The following is a 16,833-nucleotide window of genomic DNA, read 5'->3' as shown; positions in this document are numbered from 1 at the left end:
CCATGACCGCCCTCAAGCAGAAACCAGCCAGGGACACCGAGGAGCCGAAGGGCATCTCGCCGATGACGCCCTCGGGCATCGAGGTGCCGCGGGTGGTGACCGCCGGCATGGTCGCGCGCGGCGCGCCCGAGCAGCCGGGCGAATTTCCCTTTACTCGTGGCATCTTTCCCGACGGCTTCCGCGGCCGCGCCTGGACCATGCGCCAGTATTCCGGCTTCGGCACGGCCGAGGAATCCAACGAGCGCTACCAATTCCTGCTGCGCGAGGGCCAGACCGGCCTCTCCGTCGCCCTCGACCTGCCGACCCAGTGCGGCTATGACCCCACCGATCCCATGGCGCTCTCCGAGATCGGCAAGGTGGGGGTCTCGCTCTCCAATCTCTCGGAGATGGAGATCCTGTTCGACGGCATCGACCTTACCAAGATCTCCACCTCCTTCACCATCAACGGCACGGCGGCGCTGATCTATGCCATGTATGTCGCCTGCGCCGAGCGGCGCGGCATTGATCCGGGCCTGCTCACCGGCACCATCCAGAACGATATCCTGAAGGAATACGTGGCGCGCGGCACCTGGATCTTCCCGGTGCGCCCCTCCATGCGGCTGACAGCGGATTCCATCCTCTACGCCAACCGCACCACACCGCGCTTCAACCCCATCTCCATCGCGGGGGCGCACATGCGCGACGCCGGCTGCAACGCAGTGGAGGAGATGGCCTACACCCTCTCCAACGGCATCGCCTATGTGGACGAGCTGCTGCGCCGCGGCGGCGATGTGGAGAAGTTCGCCAAGCGCCTGTCCTTCTTCTTCTACGTGCACATGGACCTGTTCGAGGAGGTGGCGAAGTTCCGCGCCGGCCGGCGCATCTGGGCCGAGCTGATGCAGGCGCGCTATGGCGTCAGCGATCCGAAGGCGCAGATGTTCCGCTTCGGCGTGGTGTGCGGCGGCTCCTCTTTGGTGGCGCCGCAGCCGCAGAACAACATCGTGCGCGTGGCCATCGAGACCCTCGCCGCGGTGCTCGCCGGGGCCCAGTCCATCTTCACCTGCGCCTATGACGAGGCGTTCCAGATCCCCACCGAGAGCTCCGCCGAGATCGCCCTGCGCACTCAGCAGATCGTGGCGCTGGAAAGCGGCGTCGCCCGCACCGTCGATGCGCTCGGCGGCTCGCACTATCTCGAATGGCTCACCGACGAGACCGAGCGCCGCATCCGCGCCCAGATGGACGAGGTGGAAGCCTATGGCGGCGCCGTGAAGGCCATCGAGGACGGCTGGCTGCAGATGCGGCTCGCCCAGCGGGCGCACGAGCGCAAGCGCCAGATCGATTCCGGCGCGTTCCCGGTGGTCGGCCTCAACGTGTTCCGCAAGGCGGAGGAGACGCGGGGCGCGGTGGAGGTGTTCCGCATCGATCCCAAGGCGAGCCGCCGCATCGTCGAGAAATACGAGGCGGTGATGGACCGGCGCGACGCCGCCGCGGTGGCCCGCGCCCTCGACCGCCTGGGTGCGGCCGCCGCGCAGGACGCGGAAAACCTCATGCCTTATCTCGTCGAATGCTGCCACGCCTACGCCACCGTCGGGGAGATGGTGGCGCGGCTCAAGGGCTGCTGGGGCGAATTCCAGGAGCCCATCCGGCTATGAGCGACACCATCGAAACCCCCGTCATTTCCGCCCCGCCGCTGCGTGGCAAGCGCATCCTGGTCGCCAAGCCAGGGCTCGACGGCCACGACATCGGCGCGAAGGTGATCGCTTTGGCGCTGCGCGATGCCGGGGCGGAGGTGATCTATACCGGCCTGCGCAAGAGCCCCGGTTTCATCGCCCGCGTCGCGGTGGACGAGGACGTGGACGCGGTGGGCCTGTCCATTCTCTCCGGCAGCCACAAGGAACTGGTGGCCGACGCCATCGCCGCTTTGGCGGATCAGGGCGCCTCCAACATCCCCGTGTTCGTGGGCGGCACCATCCCGGAAGAAGACGTGGCGATGCTGCTGGCGCTCGGCGTGACGGCGGTGTTCACCGCCGACATGAAGCTCGATGACGTGGTCGCCGCGGTGGCGGGCCGGCTGGCGGAGCGACAGGCATGAGCGGCCCCCTCAGCGGCATCCGCGTCATCGAGGTCGGGCACATGCTGATGGGCCCCTACAGCACCATGCTGCTGGCCGATCTCGGAGCCGAGGTGATCAAGGTGGAGCCGCCGGAAGGCGACATCGGCCGGCGCGTCAGCCCGCACAGCATCGGCGCCCACAACGCCTATTTCGCCAGCCTCAACCGCAACAAGAAGAGCGTCGTGCTCGACCTCGCCAGCGGCGAGGGCCAAGCGAAGCTCGGCGCGCTGGTCCAGGGCTCCCACGCGCTGCTCACCAATCTGCGACCGGCGGCGATCCGCAAGCTGGGCCTGACCTATGCGCATCTCAAGCGCTGGAATCCGAAGATCGTCTGCGTGGCCCTCACGGGATATGGGCTCGACAGCCCCTATGCGGAACGTCCTGCCTATGACTACGTCATCCAGGCGCTCACCGGCATCATGGCCCTCACCGGCGCGCCCGACGGCCCTCCGGTGAAGACAGGCTATTCGGCGGTGGACAATTCCGCCGGCATTATGGGGGCCCTCGGCCTGGTCGCCAAGCTGGTGGAGGGCACCGGCGGGCAGGTCGACATCGCCATGTACGACGTCATGCTGTCCCAATTGAATTACATCGCCGGCGCATGGCTCAATGCCGGCGAGCCGGCGCGGCGTATGGATCACTCGGCGCATCCCTATATCGTCCCGGCCCAGATCTTTCCGACCCGCGATGGCTGGATCGCGCTGTTCATCACCCATGACGATTTCTGGCGCCGCTTCGCCGAGGAGGTGGGGCAGGCCCATTGGCTCACCGATGCGCGTTTCGCCACCATGGCGGCGCGGCGTTCCAACCGCGAGCTGGTGCTGGGTGAGATCGCAGCGGTGCTGCACGACGAAGGGACGGACGATCTGGTGCGGCGCCTCTCCAAGCTCGGCGTCGTCGCGGCCGGGGTCGAGACCCTGGAGCAGGCGCTCGCCAGCGAACAGGCGGCCGCCAGGAACATGGTGGTGCAGGTGGATGGGGGCGGCACGGTCATCCGCGTGGTCGGCAATCCCATCAAGGTGCTGGGCGCCGTGGAGCGGTTCGCGCCGCCGCCGCGGCTCGGCGAACACGATGATCTCGCGGACGGAGGGCAGGCGGCATGAACGCAGCCCTCCGCCCAGCGGCCCTCGATCGCAGAGCTCTGGGTCGGGCGCTTTCGCGCGCCGCCGATGCCGGCCTCGCGGACATCTTGAGCGCACCCCCCCGCGAGGAGCGGCACGTTGCCCGCCGCATCGGAGTGACCGGACCGCCGGGAGCCGGCAAAAGCACGCTGATCGCGGCTCTCGCGCGTTTCCGGCTGTCGCGCGCTAGCCGCGTGGCTATCGTGGCCATCGATCCGACAAGCCCGAAGACCAGTGGCTCCATCCTCGGCGACCGCATCCGGATGGACGGGCTGGTGGACGATCCGCGGGTGTTCATCCGCTCGCTGGCGAGCCGCGGCGCCACCGACGGCCTCGCCGACAACCTGCCGGAAATCCTTTCCGTGTTCGACGATTATGGCTTCGACGAGATCATCCTGGAGACGGTGGGCGTCGGACAGTCCGAGTTCGCCGTGCGCGAACTGGTGGACGTCGAGCTGCTGGTGCTGACGCCCGGCGCTGGTGACCAGATTCAGGCCATGAAGGCGGGCATTCTGGAAACCGCGGATATCTATGTGGTCAACAAGGCCGATCAGCCGGAGGCGCGCCGCGTCGAGGCGGAGCTGAAGGCGACTCTGACCCTGACGGCGGGGGCAGGCCCTGTGCCGCCGGTGGTGCTGGTGCGCGCGGACGCAGGCGAAAACATCGCCGCACTCGACGCGGCCATTGAGGCCGCCACCATGCGCATAGCCGGAGACCCCGAGTCGCAGCGGCGCCGGCGCGCCCGCCAGCGCATCAAGGGCATCTTTTGGCGACGCCTCGCGCAGACCATCGAGGATCTGCCCCAGGCGGCGTTCGACCAGTCACTGCCAGAACTCTACGCAACCGTACTGACTGATCTCAAGAAGGCGGCGACGGGACGAGGCAGAACGATCACGTAAAAGCGCCGAAAACAGGCGTTAGCAAGTGGGAGGATCAGAATGTCGAAGACATTGCTCGCCAGCGCCGTGGTCACGGCGCTGATCATGGCCGTTCCCGTCGCCGTTCCCATTCCGGCGCAGGCCGAGCCGATTACGCTCAAATTCGCGCATCAATGGCCGCAGGATGAGAAAGATTATGTGGTGGCGGCCGCGATCAAGTTCGCCAGGGAAGTGGAGGCGCGTTCAAAAGGTGAGATCAAGATCACTTTTTATCCCGCTCAGTCCCTCGCGAAGGCCTCCAACACCCATATCGCCTTGAAGACCGGAACGGTGGATCTCTCAGTCTATCCCTACATTTATGCTGCCGGTGCTATTCCGGAGATGAACCTCATCCTGATGCCGGGCATCTGGAAGACACACGACGAAGTTTTCGCATTCCGCAAGTCCCCGGCCTGGCAGCACATTGAGGCCAAGGCGCAGGCTTACGGGTTCAAGACCCTGTCCTGGATCCAGATTTCGGGCGGCGTGGCCTCGTCCGGAGCGCCGGTACACGGGCCGAAGGACGTGAACGGTAAGAAAGTGCGGGCGGCGGGCAAATACATGGAAGCCGCGTTGCACGATGCGGGTGCGACGCCCGTGTCCATGCCATCCTCCGACAACTACAACGCCATGCAGCTCGGCCTGCTGGACGCCATGTGGACCTCCTCGTCCTCGTTCGGTGCGTTTCGTCTCTATGAGGTCTCTAAGGCCTATACTTCGCCCGAGGACTATTCCGTCTATTTCACCATCGAGCCCATCGCGATCAGCATGAAGACGTGGGAAAAGCTGACGCCGGAACAGCAGAAAATCCTGTCCGAGGTGGGCGCGAGCCTGGAGATGGAAAGCCTTGCCGGAGCCAAGGCGGAGGACGCGCGGATCGCCCGGGAATTTGCCGAGCACGGTGTCAAAGTTACCAAGATGACTCTGGATGAATGGAACAGCTGGCAGCCTCTGTTCCGGCGCAGCCACGAGCAATTCAAAGTCGACGTCCCGCAGGCGGCGTCGATCCTCAGCCAGATGCTGGCCAAGAACCCGTGAAAGATACGGCTATGAGCGACCCTCCGGCGGCGGAGGGGGCTTCCGCCGAGGCTCCCCTTAATGGAGATGTCTCGTCCCCTGTAGGGCTTTTGGCTGAGGTCATCATCGTCAGTGCAGGCCTTGCGGCGGTCCTGATCGCGCTGGCGGTCTGCTATGAGGTTTTCATGCGATCGGTGCTCGGCCGATCCGTGATCTGGGTCGAGGAAATCTCGGCCTATCTCATTGGCTACATCGTGTTCATCGGCATGGGCGCAGCGCTCTACCAGAGCGCCCATGTGGAGGTCGATTTCGTCCTCGCCCTCCTTGGGCGGCGCGCGGCGATGCTGCTACGCCTCGGCAGCAATCTCGTGCTGTTGCTACTGTCGGGAACGATGGTGTGGCTGAGCTGGGAATTCTGGCTTGATACTTGGGTGAGTGGCGAGCGCTCGATCAGCATGCTCTCGGTTCCGCTGTGGATTCCCTATCTCGCCTTTTTCGCCGGCAGCGTGCTGCTCCTGGTGTTCGCGGTGCTGCGCCTTCTCGTTCTGGCCCAGTTGGTTCGGTCCGAGTACGGCAGTCCAAACAGCGAGGCCTCTCCATGACCGCGACCGCGATCTTCATGTTCGGGGGCTTGCTCATCTTGATGCTGATGGGTGTTCCCGTCGCCTTCGCGTTGTTCGCGTCCGCCATCGTCACGCTGCTTCTGGCCGGTGGTGGAGGCTGGTCGGCGCTCGGCCTCGTGTCGAGCACGGTGTGGGATTCCGTGACCAATTTCACGCTGACGGCGGTGCCTCTCTACATCCTGATGGGGGCCATCATTTCGGCTTCCGGCATGGGATCCCGACTTTATGCGGCCGTCGCCACCCTGACCTCTGGCCTGTGGGGCGGCCTCGCCATCGCGACCACCATCGCCTGCGCGGTTATGGCGGCCATCTCCGGATCCAGCGTGGCAACGGTCGCCGCCGTTGGTCGCTTTTCAGTAAGCGAGATGCGCCGTTTCGGCTACCGCGAATCCGACGCCTGCGGAGCCGTTGCCGCCGGGGGCACATTGGGGATACTCATCCCTCCCTCCATCCCGATGATCGTCTACGGTGTCATCGCCCAGGCGTCCATTGGCAGGCTATTCATGGCCGGTATACTGCCCGGCCTCATCCTTGCGGTGATGTTCGCCATCTATCAGATGTGGCTCGCACGGTCGCGATCAGGGGCGTCCCCGCAGGTGGTGGTGCGGGTCACCGCTTCCGATCGGGTGCGGGCCCTGGTCGACATTCTGCCGACCGGAGCGCTCATCGCCATCATTCTTGGCTCCATCTACACCGGCATCGCGACGCCGACCGAGACAGCGGCCATCGGGGTCGCCGCGAGCTTCTTGCTTGCTGGGGTCCTCTATCGCGAGTTGACCTGGGCCAAATGCCGGCAGATTCTGATCGAGACCGGGCACGCCAGCATCATGGTTCTAACCATCATCGCCGGTGCCATGCTGTTTGGCTACGCCTTGACCACCACCGACGTCGCGCCGACGCTGTCGCGGTTGGTGGCGGGCGCCGACATTTCGCCGTGGCTGGTATTCATCGCTATCAACCTCCTGCTGCTCTTTCTCGGCTGCTTCCTGGAGACCCTGTCCATCATCGTGATCACCACACCCATCATCATCCCGATCATCGAGAATTTTGGCTGGGACAAGGTGTGGTTCGGTGTGATCCTGATGATCAACATGGAGATGGCCCTCATCACGCCGCCGGTGGGACTCAACCTTTTCGTGGTCAAGAGCGTGGTGCCGGATGTTTCGCTGGGGCAGATCATCATCGGAACCTTGCCCTACGTCCTGATCATGGCCATGGCGTTGATGCTGGTGGCGCTCATTCCGGGGCTGATCGTCTGACGCCTCCCCTTCCACGTCGCTTGCTTCGGTGCGCTCGTCTCGACTTCCGCCAGCGCGCCGCGACAAAGTGGGCGCGAGGTGCATCGCAACGCATAGCGCTTTACGCGCTATGCGAGGCGCGTGAGCAAGAGGCCGACCTCGCAGGCCGAGAGAGAGGCCACAAGAAACTCTGCCACAAGAAACCCTATCGGATCAGGAACCCTCCCTCCCGTGGCGCGTTGCCTCTGGAAGCGGACGTACGGATTCAAACCCGCCGGCACGTTCGTGTTGAACTCATGGTTCAGCGTCAGGAGACCCAACATGGAAGCAGATACACGCATCTGGGAAACGCCCGTTCTGCTCGAAACCTCGGTCGGAATGGAAGTTACAAGCTACGAATCCGCGGAGATCGATCGCGACGAGTAAGGTCCGCGAGGTGCGGATTCTATTACTGGGAACGGCCGCGGGCGGTGGCGTGCCGCAATGGAATTGCCGGTGCGCCGTGTGCGCACTTGCCCGCGCCGGGGATACGAGGGTTCGCGCACGCACGCAGTGTGGCTTTGCCGCGAGTGCGGATGGCGCAGACTGGGTGCTCGTGAATGCATCACCGGATCTGCGGCAGCAGCTTTTGTCCACACCGCACTTGGCGCCCCGGAGCGGCAACCGCTCATCGCCGGTCCGGGCCGTCGTCCTGACCAATGGTGAATTGGATCACGTCGCCGGTTTGTTATCGATGAGGGAGAGCCAGCGGTTCGCGCTGTATGCAACGGCGGAAACCCATGCCGCTCTTGACGACAATCCAGTCTTCGACGCCCTCGCCAGGGATGTGGTGAATCGCATCGTTCTGTCACCGGAAGCCGAGGTGGAAATATGCGGTCTGAAGGTCATTCCACTGAAAGTCCCCGGCAAAGAACCTCTGTATCTTGAGGGCCAGTGCGATACGGAAGCGACCACAATCGGTCTTCACGTGCGTCATGGGTTGAAAACCTGCCTGATCGTTCCCAACTGCGCCACCATTACCGATAAGTTACGCGCCATATGCGAAGGCGTCGACTTTCTATTCTTCGACGGCACCACCTTCACCGATGACGAGATGATCCGTCTGGGGCTGTCTCAGAAGAGCGCAGGACGGATGGGGCACGTTCCAATGACCGGTCCGCACGGATCGCTGAATGCCTTTCACGGGCTGAAAATAGGACGGCGCATCTATGTCCACATCAACAACAGCAATCATGTTCTGATCGAAGGCAGCTCTGAGCACGAACAAGCGCTGGCAGCCGGCTGGGAGATCGCGCATGACGGCATGGAGTTCGTCACGTGACCCTCGCGGAATTCGAAGCGGCTCTGCGCGCGGTGGGGGCGGAGCGCTATCATCACCTCCATCCCTTTCACCGGCGGCTGCATGCTGGCGAATGCACCAAGGCGCAGGTGCAGGCGTGGGCACTTAATCGTTATTTCTATCAATCCATGATCCCCATCAAGGATGCGGCCGTCTTCGGCCAAATGAATGATCCCGCCCTGCGCCGGGAATGGCGCCGGCGCATCTGCGACCATGATGGGACGGACGAGGATGCGGGCGGCATTTCCCGCTGGCTTGCGCTAACGGACGCCCTCGGCCTCGACCGCGGCCTCGTCGTCTCCACCCGTGCCGTCCTGCCGATGACGCGTTTCGCGGTGGACGCCTATGTCTCCTTCTGCCGCACGCGCTCCCTTCTGGAGGCCATCGCTTCTTCCCTGACGGAGCTGTTCTCTCCCGCCATTATCGAAGAGCGCATGGCGGGCATGCTGCGCCATTATGATTTCGTCGATGGGCGCGCGCTGGCCTATTTCACGTCACGTCCACCGCAGGCGAGCCGCGATTCCGAATTCGCGCTGGGCTATGTGCTTGAGCACGCCTCCTGCGAAACCACGCAGCAGGCAGCGCTCGCCGCCCTGCGTTTCAAGACGGACGTCCTTTGGGCGCAGCTGGATGCGCTCTGGCTCGCCTATGTGGAGGACCGGCCGCCGCCGGGAGCGTGGCAGCCATGAAGATGCCCCTTGCATCGGATGCCCGGCCCCGGCTGCCGCGCGGCGTACGCCTGCGAGAGGATCCCCATCGGGGATGGCTGCTCCTGGCGCCGGAAACGGTCTTTGAGGCAAATGGCAGCGCCGCCGAGATCCTGAAGCTGTGCGATGGCGGGCTTACCTTTGCCGAGATGGTGGATGTCCTTGCGACCCGTCATGGTGGTGACCGCGCCCGCATCACCGGCGAGGCGGGAGGTCTTCTCAGGGCTTTGCGCGACAAGCGGCTGTTGGATCTATGAGCGATATTGCGCCGCCCCTCGGACTTCTGGCCGAGCTGACCCACCGCTGCCCGCTCGGGTGCCCTTATTGCTCGAACCCCCAATCGCTCACACCAAAGGCAGCCGAGCTCGATACGCAAGCCTGGTGCCGGGTCCTCTCCGAGGCGGCGGACCTGGGCGTGGTTCACATCCACCTTTCGGGCGGAGAACCTGCGGCCCGTTCCGACCTCGTGACATTGGTTGCCCACTGCACGCGCCTCGGCCTCTATTCCAATCTCATTACCTCTGCAGTTGGCCTTACGGTTGCACGAGTTTCTCAATTGTCCGATGCCGGGCTGGACCATGTACAGCTCTCTGTGCAGGCGGCGGATGCGGCCCGCGCGGACGCGATTGCCGGATATGATGGCGCCTTTGCCCGCAAGCGCGAAATCGCCGGGCATGTGGTGGCGGCGGGGCTGCCGCTCACGGTCAATGTCGTGCTGCACCGGGCCAATCTCGACCAAGTGGAGGGGCTGATTACGCTGGCGGTGGAGATGGGTGCGCGCAGGGTGGAACTGGCGCACGCACAATATTATGGCTGGGCTCTTCTCAACCGGCCCATGTTACAAGCTGACGCCAGCGCGGCGCGGGACGCCATAGCCGCCGCCGAGGCGCTGCGCGAACGCTTCGCCGGGATCATCGCCGTGGACCATGTGCTGCCCGATTATCATGCCAGCTATCCCAAGGCGTGCATGGGCGGCTGGGGCCGGCGCACCCTGAACATCACACCGTCCGGCAAGGCCCTGCCGTGCCACGCGGCCGAAACGCTGCCGGGCTTGGAGTTCTGGTCGGTCGCCGATCATTCCCTGTCCGACATCTGGCACCACTCTCCCGCCTTCAATGCCTTCCGCGGCACGTCATGGATGGAAGAGCCGTGTCGTTCCTGCCCGAGGCAGGAGGTGGACTTCGGCGGCTGCAGGTGCCAGTCCATGGCAATCGCCGGTCGCCCGCAGGCCACGGACCCGGTCTGCCGTTACTCACCCGATCGTCCGAAAGTTGATCAAGCCCTCGCGCGCGAGGTCGGCGGAAATTCGGGAGAATACCACTTCCGCAGATGATCCAGATGGGCGGTGAATTCTCACATCTTCTCTTTTATTCCATGCCGCAGAAGCCACCAATTCACCGGATAGCTGGTGATGAAACCGCAGATCATGGCGATCTGCATCATAAACCAGAACTCTGCCGTAGGCACCTCCAGCCGCGTGCCGAGGAGCCTGCGAAAAATAACGAATTGCGCGAAAGCCATAAAACCGTACATGCCGATCTGCCAAGACGTCAGCGACAGGGTGTCCGCCTTCACCGCCTGAACGAGCCCCGCACCCACACTCAACTGGCGCATGGGCTTGATGGTGAAATATTGAAAGGCGACTCCGAGGATGTAGGCGAAGATAAAATCAAGTATCCAAACGGCAAAGATCTTTTCCGAGAAGAGGGTCTGCCAGCCCAGCCAGACCGCGACGGCAGGGACCAGGAAGGCCAGCCATTCAGCGAGAATGTCGCCCAGCATGCAGCCGCTTCCGCAATGGCTCGCGCCTTTCGCAACCATGACCGGAAAGGGCGTTTCGGTCTTCGATGGCGGTCTCTCCTCGCCCTCAGTGCTGGAGCGGGTCGCAACACGACCGTATCGCAGATATCCCACCAGCGTGATCACGCTTCCGAACAAGGCCGTCACGGGCCACACCACATTCATGATCCACATGGGCTGCGGGTTCCGCCACTCGTCCAGGATGATCCAGGCTGAGGTGCCGATTGCCAAGACGAGAGAAGCCCAGGCGAGTATATGAAGCCAGGGTGGAACCATGTCGGGCCTCATGGTCAAAAGGTCAGAGGATAGCGCGCGTTCCTGTGCCGGTCCGTTCCCAATGGGAACGCGCGCCGTTCACATGATCGGCGATCTTTGAAAGCAACCGGGGCTCAGCGGGTCGGTTCCGTGCCATTCGGCCATTTAAGGCATTTGCTGCTGACGCGCTGGAGCGGAAGGGTTTATTCCGCCGATTGACCGCCGCGCGTTTCCTTTTCGTCCAAAACGGTCTTGCGCACCACCCACCCGAGGGTGAGGCCCTGTACCAGGATGGTGAACAGGACCACGGCGTAAGTGGCGGCGAGCAGAGGTGATCGGGCGGGCGTGCCCGTCAGCGAGAGGGCGAGCGCCACCGAGATGCCCCCGCGAACGCCACCCCAGGTGAGTACGGCGAGCGTGCCCCGCGCGAAGCTCTGCCAGCGGGCGAGGAGCGAGATGGAAACCGCCACGGAGACGAAGCGGGCCGCCACCACCAGAGGGACCGCGATAATGCCCACCCAGATCAGCGCCGCATTGAAGCCCAGCACCAGCACCTCGAGCCCGATCAGCAAAAACAGCACGGCATTGAGAATATCGTCCACCAGTGTCCAGAAGCCGAAGACATAGCGCTTCGTGCGGTCACTCATCGCATAGGCGGCGCCACGATTTCCGATGAGGACGCCGGCGACCACGACAGAAATGGGTCCGCTCATGTGGAACGCGTCGGCCAGCGCGTAAGTGGAGGTGACCAGCGCCAGCGAGATCATCACCTCGATCGAATAGTCGTCGATGGCCCTCATGGCCCGGTAGGCGACAAAGCCCGTCGCCAGGCCAAGGAGGGCACCACCGCCAGCTTCCAGGACAAGCAATTGCAGAATATGGGAGATACTGGAAGCGTTCTCGCTGCCGGTGGCCATCTGGAGTGTGATGGTGAAGACCACGACCGCGATGCCGTCGTTGAAAAGGGCTTCGCCGCTCATGTCGGTCTCGAGCTTCTCGGGAACATCGACGGAGCGCAGCGTCGAGAGTACCGCGACGGGATCGGTCGGTGCGATCAATGCGCCGAACACAAGCGACCAGGCGAAGCTAACCGGAGCGCCGAGCGCTTCGGTGGCGAGCCATAGCCCCGTCGCGATGATGAGGGTGGACAGTGCGACGCCAAGCGTCGCGAGGGCTCCCACCACCAGGGCACGCCGCCGCAATCGCGCGAAATCCACGTGCAGCGCGCCCGCAAATAGCAGGAAGGCCAGCATGCCGTGCATGACGGCCTCGTAGAAATCGATCTGCTGCAGGTTTCCGGCAAGGGTGGCGTAGAGGTGTGTGTCGGGAAACAGGACCTCGATGGCGATCAGCAACAGCGATGCGCCAAGCCCCATCACCAACAAGCCAATATTCTCCGGCAGCCGAAGCACCTGGTGATTGAGCCACGCAAAGGCGGCAGTCACCGTGAGCAGGCCAGCCAGGAGTTCGAATAATGAGAGCATGGGTTCTCTCGTCAAACCACTGCCTGGACAGGAGACCCCCTGCGTCTCTCAGCTATTTAGCTACAGGCAGTTTAAACACATTCACGCATCCTGCTGGGACGCGTGAATGTGCTCTTTGGACAGCAGGTTCGGCGGGATCCGTCAGAGACCGGCGGCCGCTGCGCTGGCGCTGACGCGCCACACGGTGTTGCCCACATCGTCGGCAATCAGCAGGGCGCCGGTTTTGTCGATGGCGAGGCCCACCGGCCGCCCGCGAGCTTTTCCATCATCGGTGAGAAAGCCGGTGACGACATCTTCGGCCTTGCCGTTGGGCATCCCACCGGCAAACGGCACGAACACGACCTTGTAGCCATGGAAGTTCTCCCGGTTCCAGCTCCCGTGCTCACCGACGAACGCGCCTCCAAGGTATTTCTGCGGCAGTGCATCGCCGGTATAGAAAGCAAGCCCTAAGGGCGCCACGTGGGAGCCGAGGGAATAGTCGGGCATGATGGCCTTTTCCACCAGGTCTGGGCGCTGCGGCTTGACCCGCGGATCGAGGTGCTGACCCCAATAGCTGTAGGGCCAGCCATAGAAAGCGCCGTCCTTCACCGAGGTCAGATAATCCGGCACCAGGTCGGGCCCGAGTTCGTCGCGCTCGTTCACCACCGCCCAGAGGGCACCGGTTTCCGGCTCCCAGCTCAAGCCGTTGGGATTGCGCAGGCCGCTTGCGAAAATGCGCCACCGGCCGCTTGCCCGGTCAACCTCAAGGATCGCGGCGCGGTTCTTCTCTGCCTCCATTCCGTTTTCCGTGATGTTGCTGTTGGAGCCGACGCCCACATAGAGCCGCGTGCCGTCAGCGCTGGCAACGAGGCTCTTGGTCCAATGATGGTCGATGGGGCCGCCGGGCAATTGGGTCAGCACCGTGCCGGGGGCGGTAATCTTGGTGTCGCCCGGTGTGTAAGGATAGCGCACGATCGCGTCAGTATTGGCGACATAGAGGTCATTGCCGACCAATGCGACACCAAAGGGGGAGTGGAGATGGTCGAGAAAGACCGTACGCATATCCGGCTTGCCATCACCGTCAGTGTCCCGCAGCAGGGTGATGCGATTACTTTCCCCGGTGTCGCCACCAGAGGTGACCCAGTTTTCGACCCAGCCCATCACCAGATCCTTGGGGCGCTTGATCGGCTCGCCCCCCGGCGCCTTGGATTCCACGACGAGAATATCCCCGTTTGGCAGCACGTAGAGCGAACGGGGATGTTGAAGTCCGGTGGCCAGCGCCGCAACCCTGAGCCCCGCCGCCGCGGTCGGAGTCTCACCATCCTTCCAGCCGATCACCTCTGCAAGGTGCATGGTTGGAAACAGGGCCTGGCGCGGCTCTGGAAGGTGAGGATTGGGGCCAATCTGCGCCTGGGCGTCGGCATTTTCCTGAGCGTATCCCGCCCCGGCGAGGGTGACCGCGGACAGAAGTGCGAGACCTGCCCATGCGCCATTGGAAATGAATTTTCTGGTCATTGGTAGGTTACTCCCGGGCGAGGGGGAAAGATGATCAGGGCCGCAAACCATGCGGTGACGATCAGGGCCAGCACGGTCAGGCCCGACAGCGCGACGCCGGTCGGCACGACGGAGACCCAGGTGTCGCGCGAATGGATCAGCATGTTGAAGGTCGCAATGAGCAACACGATCAAGCTACCCAGGGCATAAGGCGTTATCCATGGTCGCTGTCGCACGGACGGGCGCATGATCAACTCGGCCACGCCCGCGATGGCGAAGAGCCACGCGAGGATCACGCCGGCGGTGATCATCCAGGCCGAAAAATCTGCCCATATCATCACGGCCGTGCGCCAATAGGCGAGATCGGTGAGGAACGCGCCGGTGAAGCATGTCGCCAGGATGCAGGCGAGGAAGGGATGGATGGGCGGGGAGGAGATGGGCCATGCGCGAGCATGTTCCATCGGCATGGAGGTAACTCCGGGCATAGAGGAAGCTCCTTGTTGCCGCTTGTTGCGATCCTGCGAGGGCTTTTCCGCCCGGGGCGAGCCGGCTCGTCTTGGCGATTAGCGGCATTGCTAGACCGGAAGAACCTGCCGCATCGTCTGTGCCCGTCTTGCTGGACGACCCTCGTGCGAACCCAATCCGAGAGAGGACAAAATGTTCATGCGCCGCGAGTAACTTTATCTTGTGCCTGGGTTGGCCCGGCGGAGCGTTCCCGCTCCGGGCCAACCTCGAAAAATGACCGTGGGCGCAGCGGCAGAATGCGACCTCGGTACACGGCTTTCCGCGTCAAACGGGGAGCCATGTCGGCGCCAAGAAATCGTCTCGTCCCAAGCAAGATGCGAAACCGTTATCCCGCCGCCCATGTTGTGTGACGGCACCAGAGGGAGGTCGGGATGGAGCGGACGCACTGGGCGCGAATGGCTGGGAATCTGTTGTTCTGGGGAGCGATCGCCGGAGCCGTCATGTTGGCGCCAAGGCGGGGAAGCGGCCGGATGAGCCAGGGACGTCGGGATTTCATTGATAGGGCAATGAACGGTGATGCTGAAATGCGGGCCGTGAGGTTCGAACCCGACCGTGGGCGCGACGCAGCGTTCCCGACGCAGATTCCCTTGCGCGGGTGGCGCGATATCTGTCTGCGCGTGTTGAAGGCGTTCTTCGCCGACCGGGTGCTCAGCGTGGCCGCCGGCGTGACCTTTTATGCGCTGCTGGCCGTCTTCCCTTCGATAAGCGCCTTGATCTCGCTTTATGGATTGGTGCTGGACCCATCCGGGCTTCAGGAGCAACTGCAAGCGGCATCCTGGGTGCTGCCATCTGGGGCCATAGAAGTGATGCGGAACCAAGCGTTGCGGGTGATCGCGCAGGGATCCTCCACGCTGAGCTTCGGCTTCGCCTTCAGCCTTCTGATCGCGCTCTGGAGCGCAAACGCCGGCACCAAGGCGATGATCGAAGCGCTGAACGTGGCCTATCAGGAAGAGGAGCGCAGATCTTTCGTCATGCTCACGCTCCTCACCCTTGGCTTTACCTGCACTGCCATCGTCTTCGCGGGTATTGCGACGGCCACGGTGGTGGCGCTGCCGATGCTGCTGAAGGTGGTGTATCTCGAAACGGGAACCGAGTGGCTGATTTCACTCCTGCGCTGGCCGGCGCTCGCCGTCCTTGTCGCCGCGGTGATCACGGTCATCTATCGATACGGTCCGTGCCGGTCTCGGGCGCGTTGGAAATGGGTCAGCCTGGGCAGCCTCGTCGCGGCGGTTCTCTGGCTGATGCTGTCGGCAGGCTTCTCCTGGTACGTCAGCCGCTTCGGCACTTACAACGAAACCTACGGATCCCTGGGCGCCGTGGTGGGCTTCATGACCTGGATGTGGCTCTCCATCAGCATGGTCCTCTTCGGGGCCGAGCTCAATGCCGAGATCGAGCACCAGACCGCCGTCGATACGACCACCGGCCCGCCTTTGCCCATGGGCGCCAGAGGCGCGCGGATGGCCGACACCTTGGGCGCCGCGCAATAGGTATCCGCGATAATTTTGATTGCCGCTAGGGAACATCCTGGCCTCTGGAGCATTGGCCCTCGGTCCTTAGCCATTTCGCAAGGTCCAGATGCCCCTTGCCCTGCGCCACTCCCCGCCCGCGGTCCTGGCCGCCTTCCTGAGCGCCGCCGGCGTGGTCCTCGCGGGGATTGTCGCGCTCACGCCCGTTGAGGTCGGTCCCATCTCCCTGCAGATGGTCCATCACATCGGCCTCATGAACGTGGCGGCGCCGCTGCTGGCGGTGGCGCTCACGCCGGCGCTTGCATCGCTCGCTTTTCCGCCGCTGTCGCTCTGGCTGTTCGGCGGCGCGCAGATGGCGCTGCTCTGGACCAACCATGCGCCTCCCGTCGCGCGCGCGATCTCCCAGCAGCCGGGTCTCCAGCTTGGCGCGACCCTGGCGCTGGCGGCGGTCGCCTTTTTGTTTTGGTCCGCTGTGCTCTCCGCCTCGCGGGAAAGGCGCTGGGGCGCGATTGCCGGTCTGCTGGTGACGGGCAAGCTCGCCTGCCTGCTGGGCGGTCTCCTCATCTTCGCCACCCGCGATCTCTACGGCCTGCCCGGCTTTGCGTTTGCCTTCTGCACTGCGGGGCCATCCACATTGGAAGACCAGCAGCTCGCCGGCCTTCTTATGATCACCGCGTGCCCCCTCAGCTATGTCACGGCGGCGGTCGTTCTCGCCGCCGCCGCGCTCGAAGACGCCGCCGCTCCGCGCGCCGCCGCGCCGGTGCGGCACGGTTGAT

18 protein-coding genes are annotated in these 16,833 nt (G+C 63.8%); 14 read left to right on the top strand and 4 right to left on the bottom strand.

Annotation, left to right across the window (positions count from 1 at the left end; genetic code table 11):
- Positions 1-2 precede the first annotated feature (2 nt).
- From V5G24_RS17620 to pqqE, 12 genes are all read left to right on the top strand, one after another.
- Positions 3-1,631 (top strand): acyl-CoA mutase large subunit family protein, encoded by a 1,629-nt coding sequence (locus V5G24_RS17620; protein WP_394080628.1) that lies wholly within the window; start codon positions 3-5, stop codon positions 1,629-1,631.
- A complete protein-coding gene (locus V5G24_RS17615; protein WP_394080630.1) occupies positions 1,628-2,071 on the top strand; it encodes a cobalamin B12-binding domain-containing protein in 444 nt (147 codons plus the stop codon). The genes V5G24_RS17620 and V5G24_RS17615 overlap by 4 nt, the downstream gene beginning before the upstream one ends.
- On the top strand, positions 2,068-3,195 hold the full coding sequence (locus V5G24_RS17610; protein ID WP_394080632.1) for a CaiB/BaiF CoA transferase family protein: 1,128 nt from the start codon (positions 2,068-2,070) through the stop codon (positions 3,193-3,195). The genes V5G24_RS17615 and V5G24_RS17610 overlap by 4 nt, the downstream gene beginning before the upstream one ends.
- Positions 3,192-4,112 carry an ArgK/MeaB family GTPase gene (locus V5G24_RS17605; RefSeq protein ID WP_394080634.1) on the top strand — a complete coding sequence of 307 codons (921 nt, stop codon included), beginning with the start codon at positions 3,192-3,194 and terminating at the stop codon, positions 4,110-4,112. The genes V5G24_RS17610 and V5G24_RS17605 overlap by 4 nt, the downstream gene beginning before the upstream one ends.
- A gap of 39 nt (positions 4,113-4,151) precedes the next feature.
- Entirely contained in the window at positions 4,152-5,168 is a 1,017-nt protein-coding gene (dctP, locus tag V5G24_RS17600) for a TRAP transporter substrate-binding protein DctP (RefSeq protein ID WP_394080636.1), read from the top strand.
- An 11-nt stretch (positions 5,169-5,179) separates the two neighbouring features.
- Positions 5,180-5,749 (top strand): TRAP transporter small permease, encoded by a 570-nt coding sequence (locus V5G24_RS17595; protein WP_394080638.1) that lies wholly within the window; start codon positions 5,180-5,182, stop codon positions 5,747-5,749.
- Positions 5,746-7,029 (top strand): TRAP transporter large permease, encoded by a 1,284-nt coding sequence (locus V5G24_RS17590; protein ID WP_394080640.1) that lies wholly within the window; start codon positions 5,746-5,748, stop codon positions 7,027-7,029. The genes V5G24_RS17595 and V5G24_RS17590 overlap by 4 nt, the downstream gene beginning before the upstream one ends.
- A gap of 300 nt (positions 7,030-7,329) precedes the next feature.
- Complete coding sequence (pqqA, locus tag V5G24_RS17585) at positions 7,330-7,434, top strand: pyrroloquinoline quinone precursor peptide PqqA (protein ID WP_394080642.1); 105 nt, start codon at positions 7,330-7,332, stop codon at positions 7,432-7,434.
- Between the two features lie 10 nt (positions 7,435-7,444).
- On the top strand, positions 7,445-8,329 hold the full coding sequence (pqqB, locus tag V5G24_RS17580; RefSeq protein WP_394080644.1) for a pyrroloquinoline quinone biosynthesis protein PqqB: 885 nt from the start codon (positions 7,445-7,447) through the stop codon (positions 8,327-8,329).
- Positions 8,326-9,036 (top strand): pyrroloquinoline-quinone synthase PqqC, encoded by a 711-nt coding sequence (gene pqqC, locus V5G24_RS17575; protein WP_394080646.1) that lies wholly within the window; start codon positions 8,326-8,328, stop codon positions 9,034-9,036. Before pqqB ends, pqqC begins: the two co-directional genes overlap by 4 nt.
- Complete coding sequence (gene pqqD, locus V5G24_RS17570) at positions 9,033-9,311, top strand: pyrroloquinoline quinone biosynthesis peptide chaperone PqqD (protein WP_394080648.1); 279 nt, start codon at positions 9,033-9,035, stop codon at positions 9,309-9,311. The genes pqqC and pqqD overlap by 4 nt, the downstream gene beginning before the upstream one ends.
- On the top strand, positions 9,308-10,387 hold the full coding sequence (gene pqqE / locus V5G24_RS17565; RefSeq protein ID WP_394080650.1) for a pyrroloquinoline quinone biosynthesis protein PqqE: 1,080 nt from the start codon (positions 9,308-9,310) through the stop codon (positions 10,385-10,387). Before pqqD ends, pqqE begins: the two co-directional genes overlap by 4 nt.
- Before the next feature lie 20 nt (positions 10,388-10,407).
- On the opposite strand, the gene V5G24_RS17560 is transcribed toward pqqE, so the two are convergent.
- The 4 genes from V5G24_RS17560 to V5G24_RS17545 all read right to left on the bottom strand — a co-directional run bounded on the left by V5G24_RS17560 (position 10,408) and on the right by V5G24_RS17545 (position 14,533).
- Positions 10,408-11,130, bottom strand: a complete 723-nt coding sequence (locus V5G24_RS17560; protein ID WP_394080652.1) for a DUF4396 domain-containing protein — start codon at positions 11,128-11,130, stop codon at positions 10,408-10,410.
- Positions 11,131-11,312: 182 nt separating this feature from the next.
- Positions 11,313-12,593, bottom strand: coding sequence for a cation:proton antiporter (locus tag V5G24_RS17555; RefSeq protein ID WP_394080654.1), 1,281 nt, complete (start codon positions 12,591-12,593; stop codon positions 11,313-11,315).
- A 141-nt stretch (positions 12,594-12,734) separates the two neighbouring features.
- On the bottom strand, positions 12,735-14,087 hold the full coding sequence (locus V5G24_RS17550; protein ID WP_394080656.1) for a PQQ-dependent sugar dehydrogenase: 1,353 nt from the start codon (positions 14,085-14,087) through the stop codon (positions 12,735-12,737).
- Positions 14,084-14,533 (bottom strand): DUF2231 domain-containing protein, encoded by a 450-nt coding sequence (locus V5G24_RS17545; RefSeq protein ID WP_394080658.1) that lies wholly within the window; start codon positions 14,531-14,533, stop codon positions 14,084-14,086. The genes V5G24_RS17550 and V5G24_RS17545 overlap by 4 nt, the downstream gene beginning before the upstream one ends.
- A 528-nt stretch (positions 14,534-15,061) precedes the next feature.
- Here V5G24_RS17545 and V5G24_RS17540 point away from each other — a divergent pair.
- Positions 15,062-16,078: a YihY/virulence factor BrkB family protein gene (locus tag V5G24_RS17540; RefSeq protein ID WP_394080660.1), complete on the top strand. Its 1,017-nt coding sequence runs from the start codon at positions 15,062-15,064 to the stop codon at positions 16,076-16,078.
- Between the two features lie 88 nt (positions 16,079-16,166).
- Positions 16,167-16,832 carry a cytochrome c oxidase assembly protein gene (locus V5G24_RS17535; protein WP_394080662.1) on the top strand — a complete coding sequence of 222 codons (666 nt, stop codon included), beginning with the start codon at positions 16,167-16,169 and terminating at the stop codon, positions 16,830-16,832.
- Position 16,833: the final 1 nt, after the last annotated feature.

It is taken from the genome of Roseixanthobacter finlandensis (assembly GCF_043195105.2).
In the GTDB taxonomy this organism is placed as follows: domain Bacteria; phylum Pseudomonadota; class Alphaproteobacteria; order Rhizobiales; family Xanthobacteraceae; genus NCEH01.
Note: the sequence above shows the minus strand (reverse complement) of the source record. Positions and strands in the feature narration are given on the sequence as shown.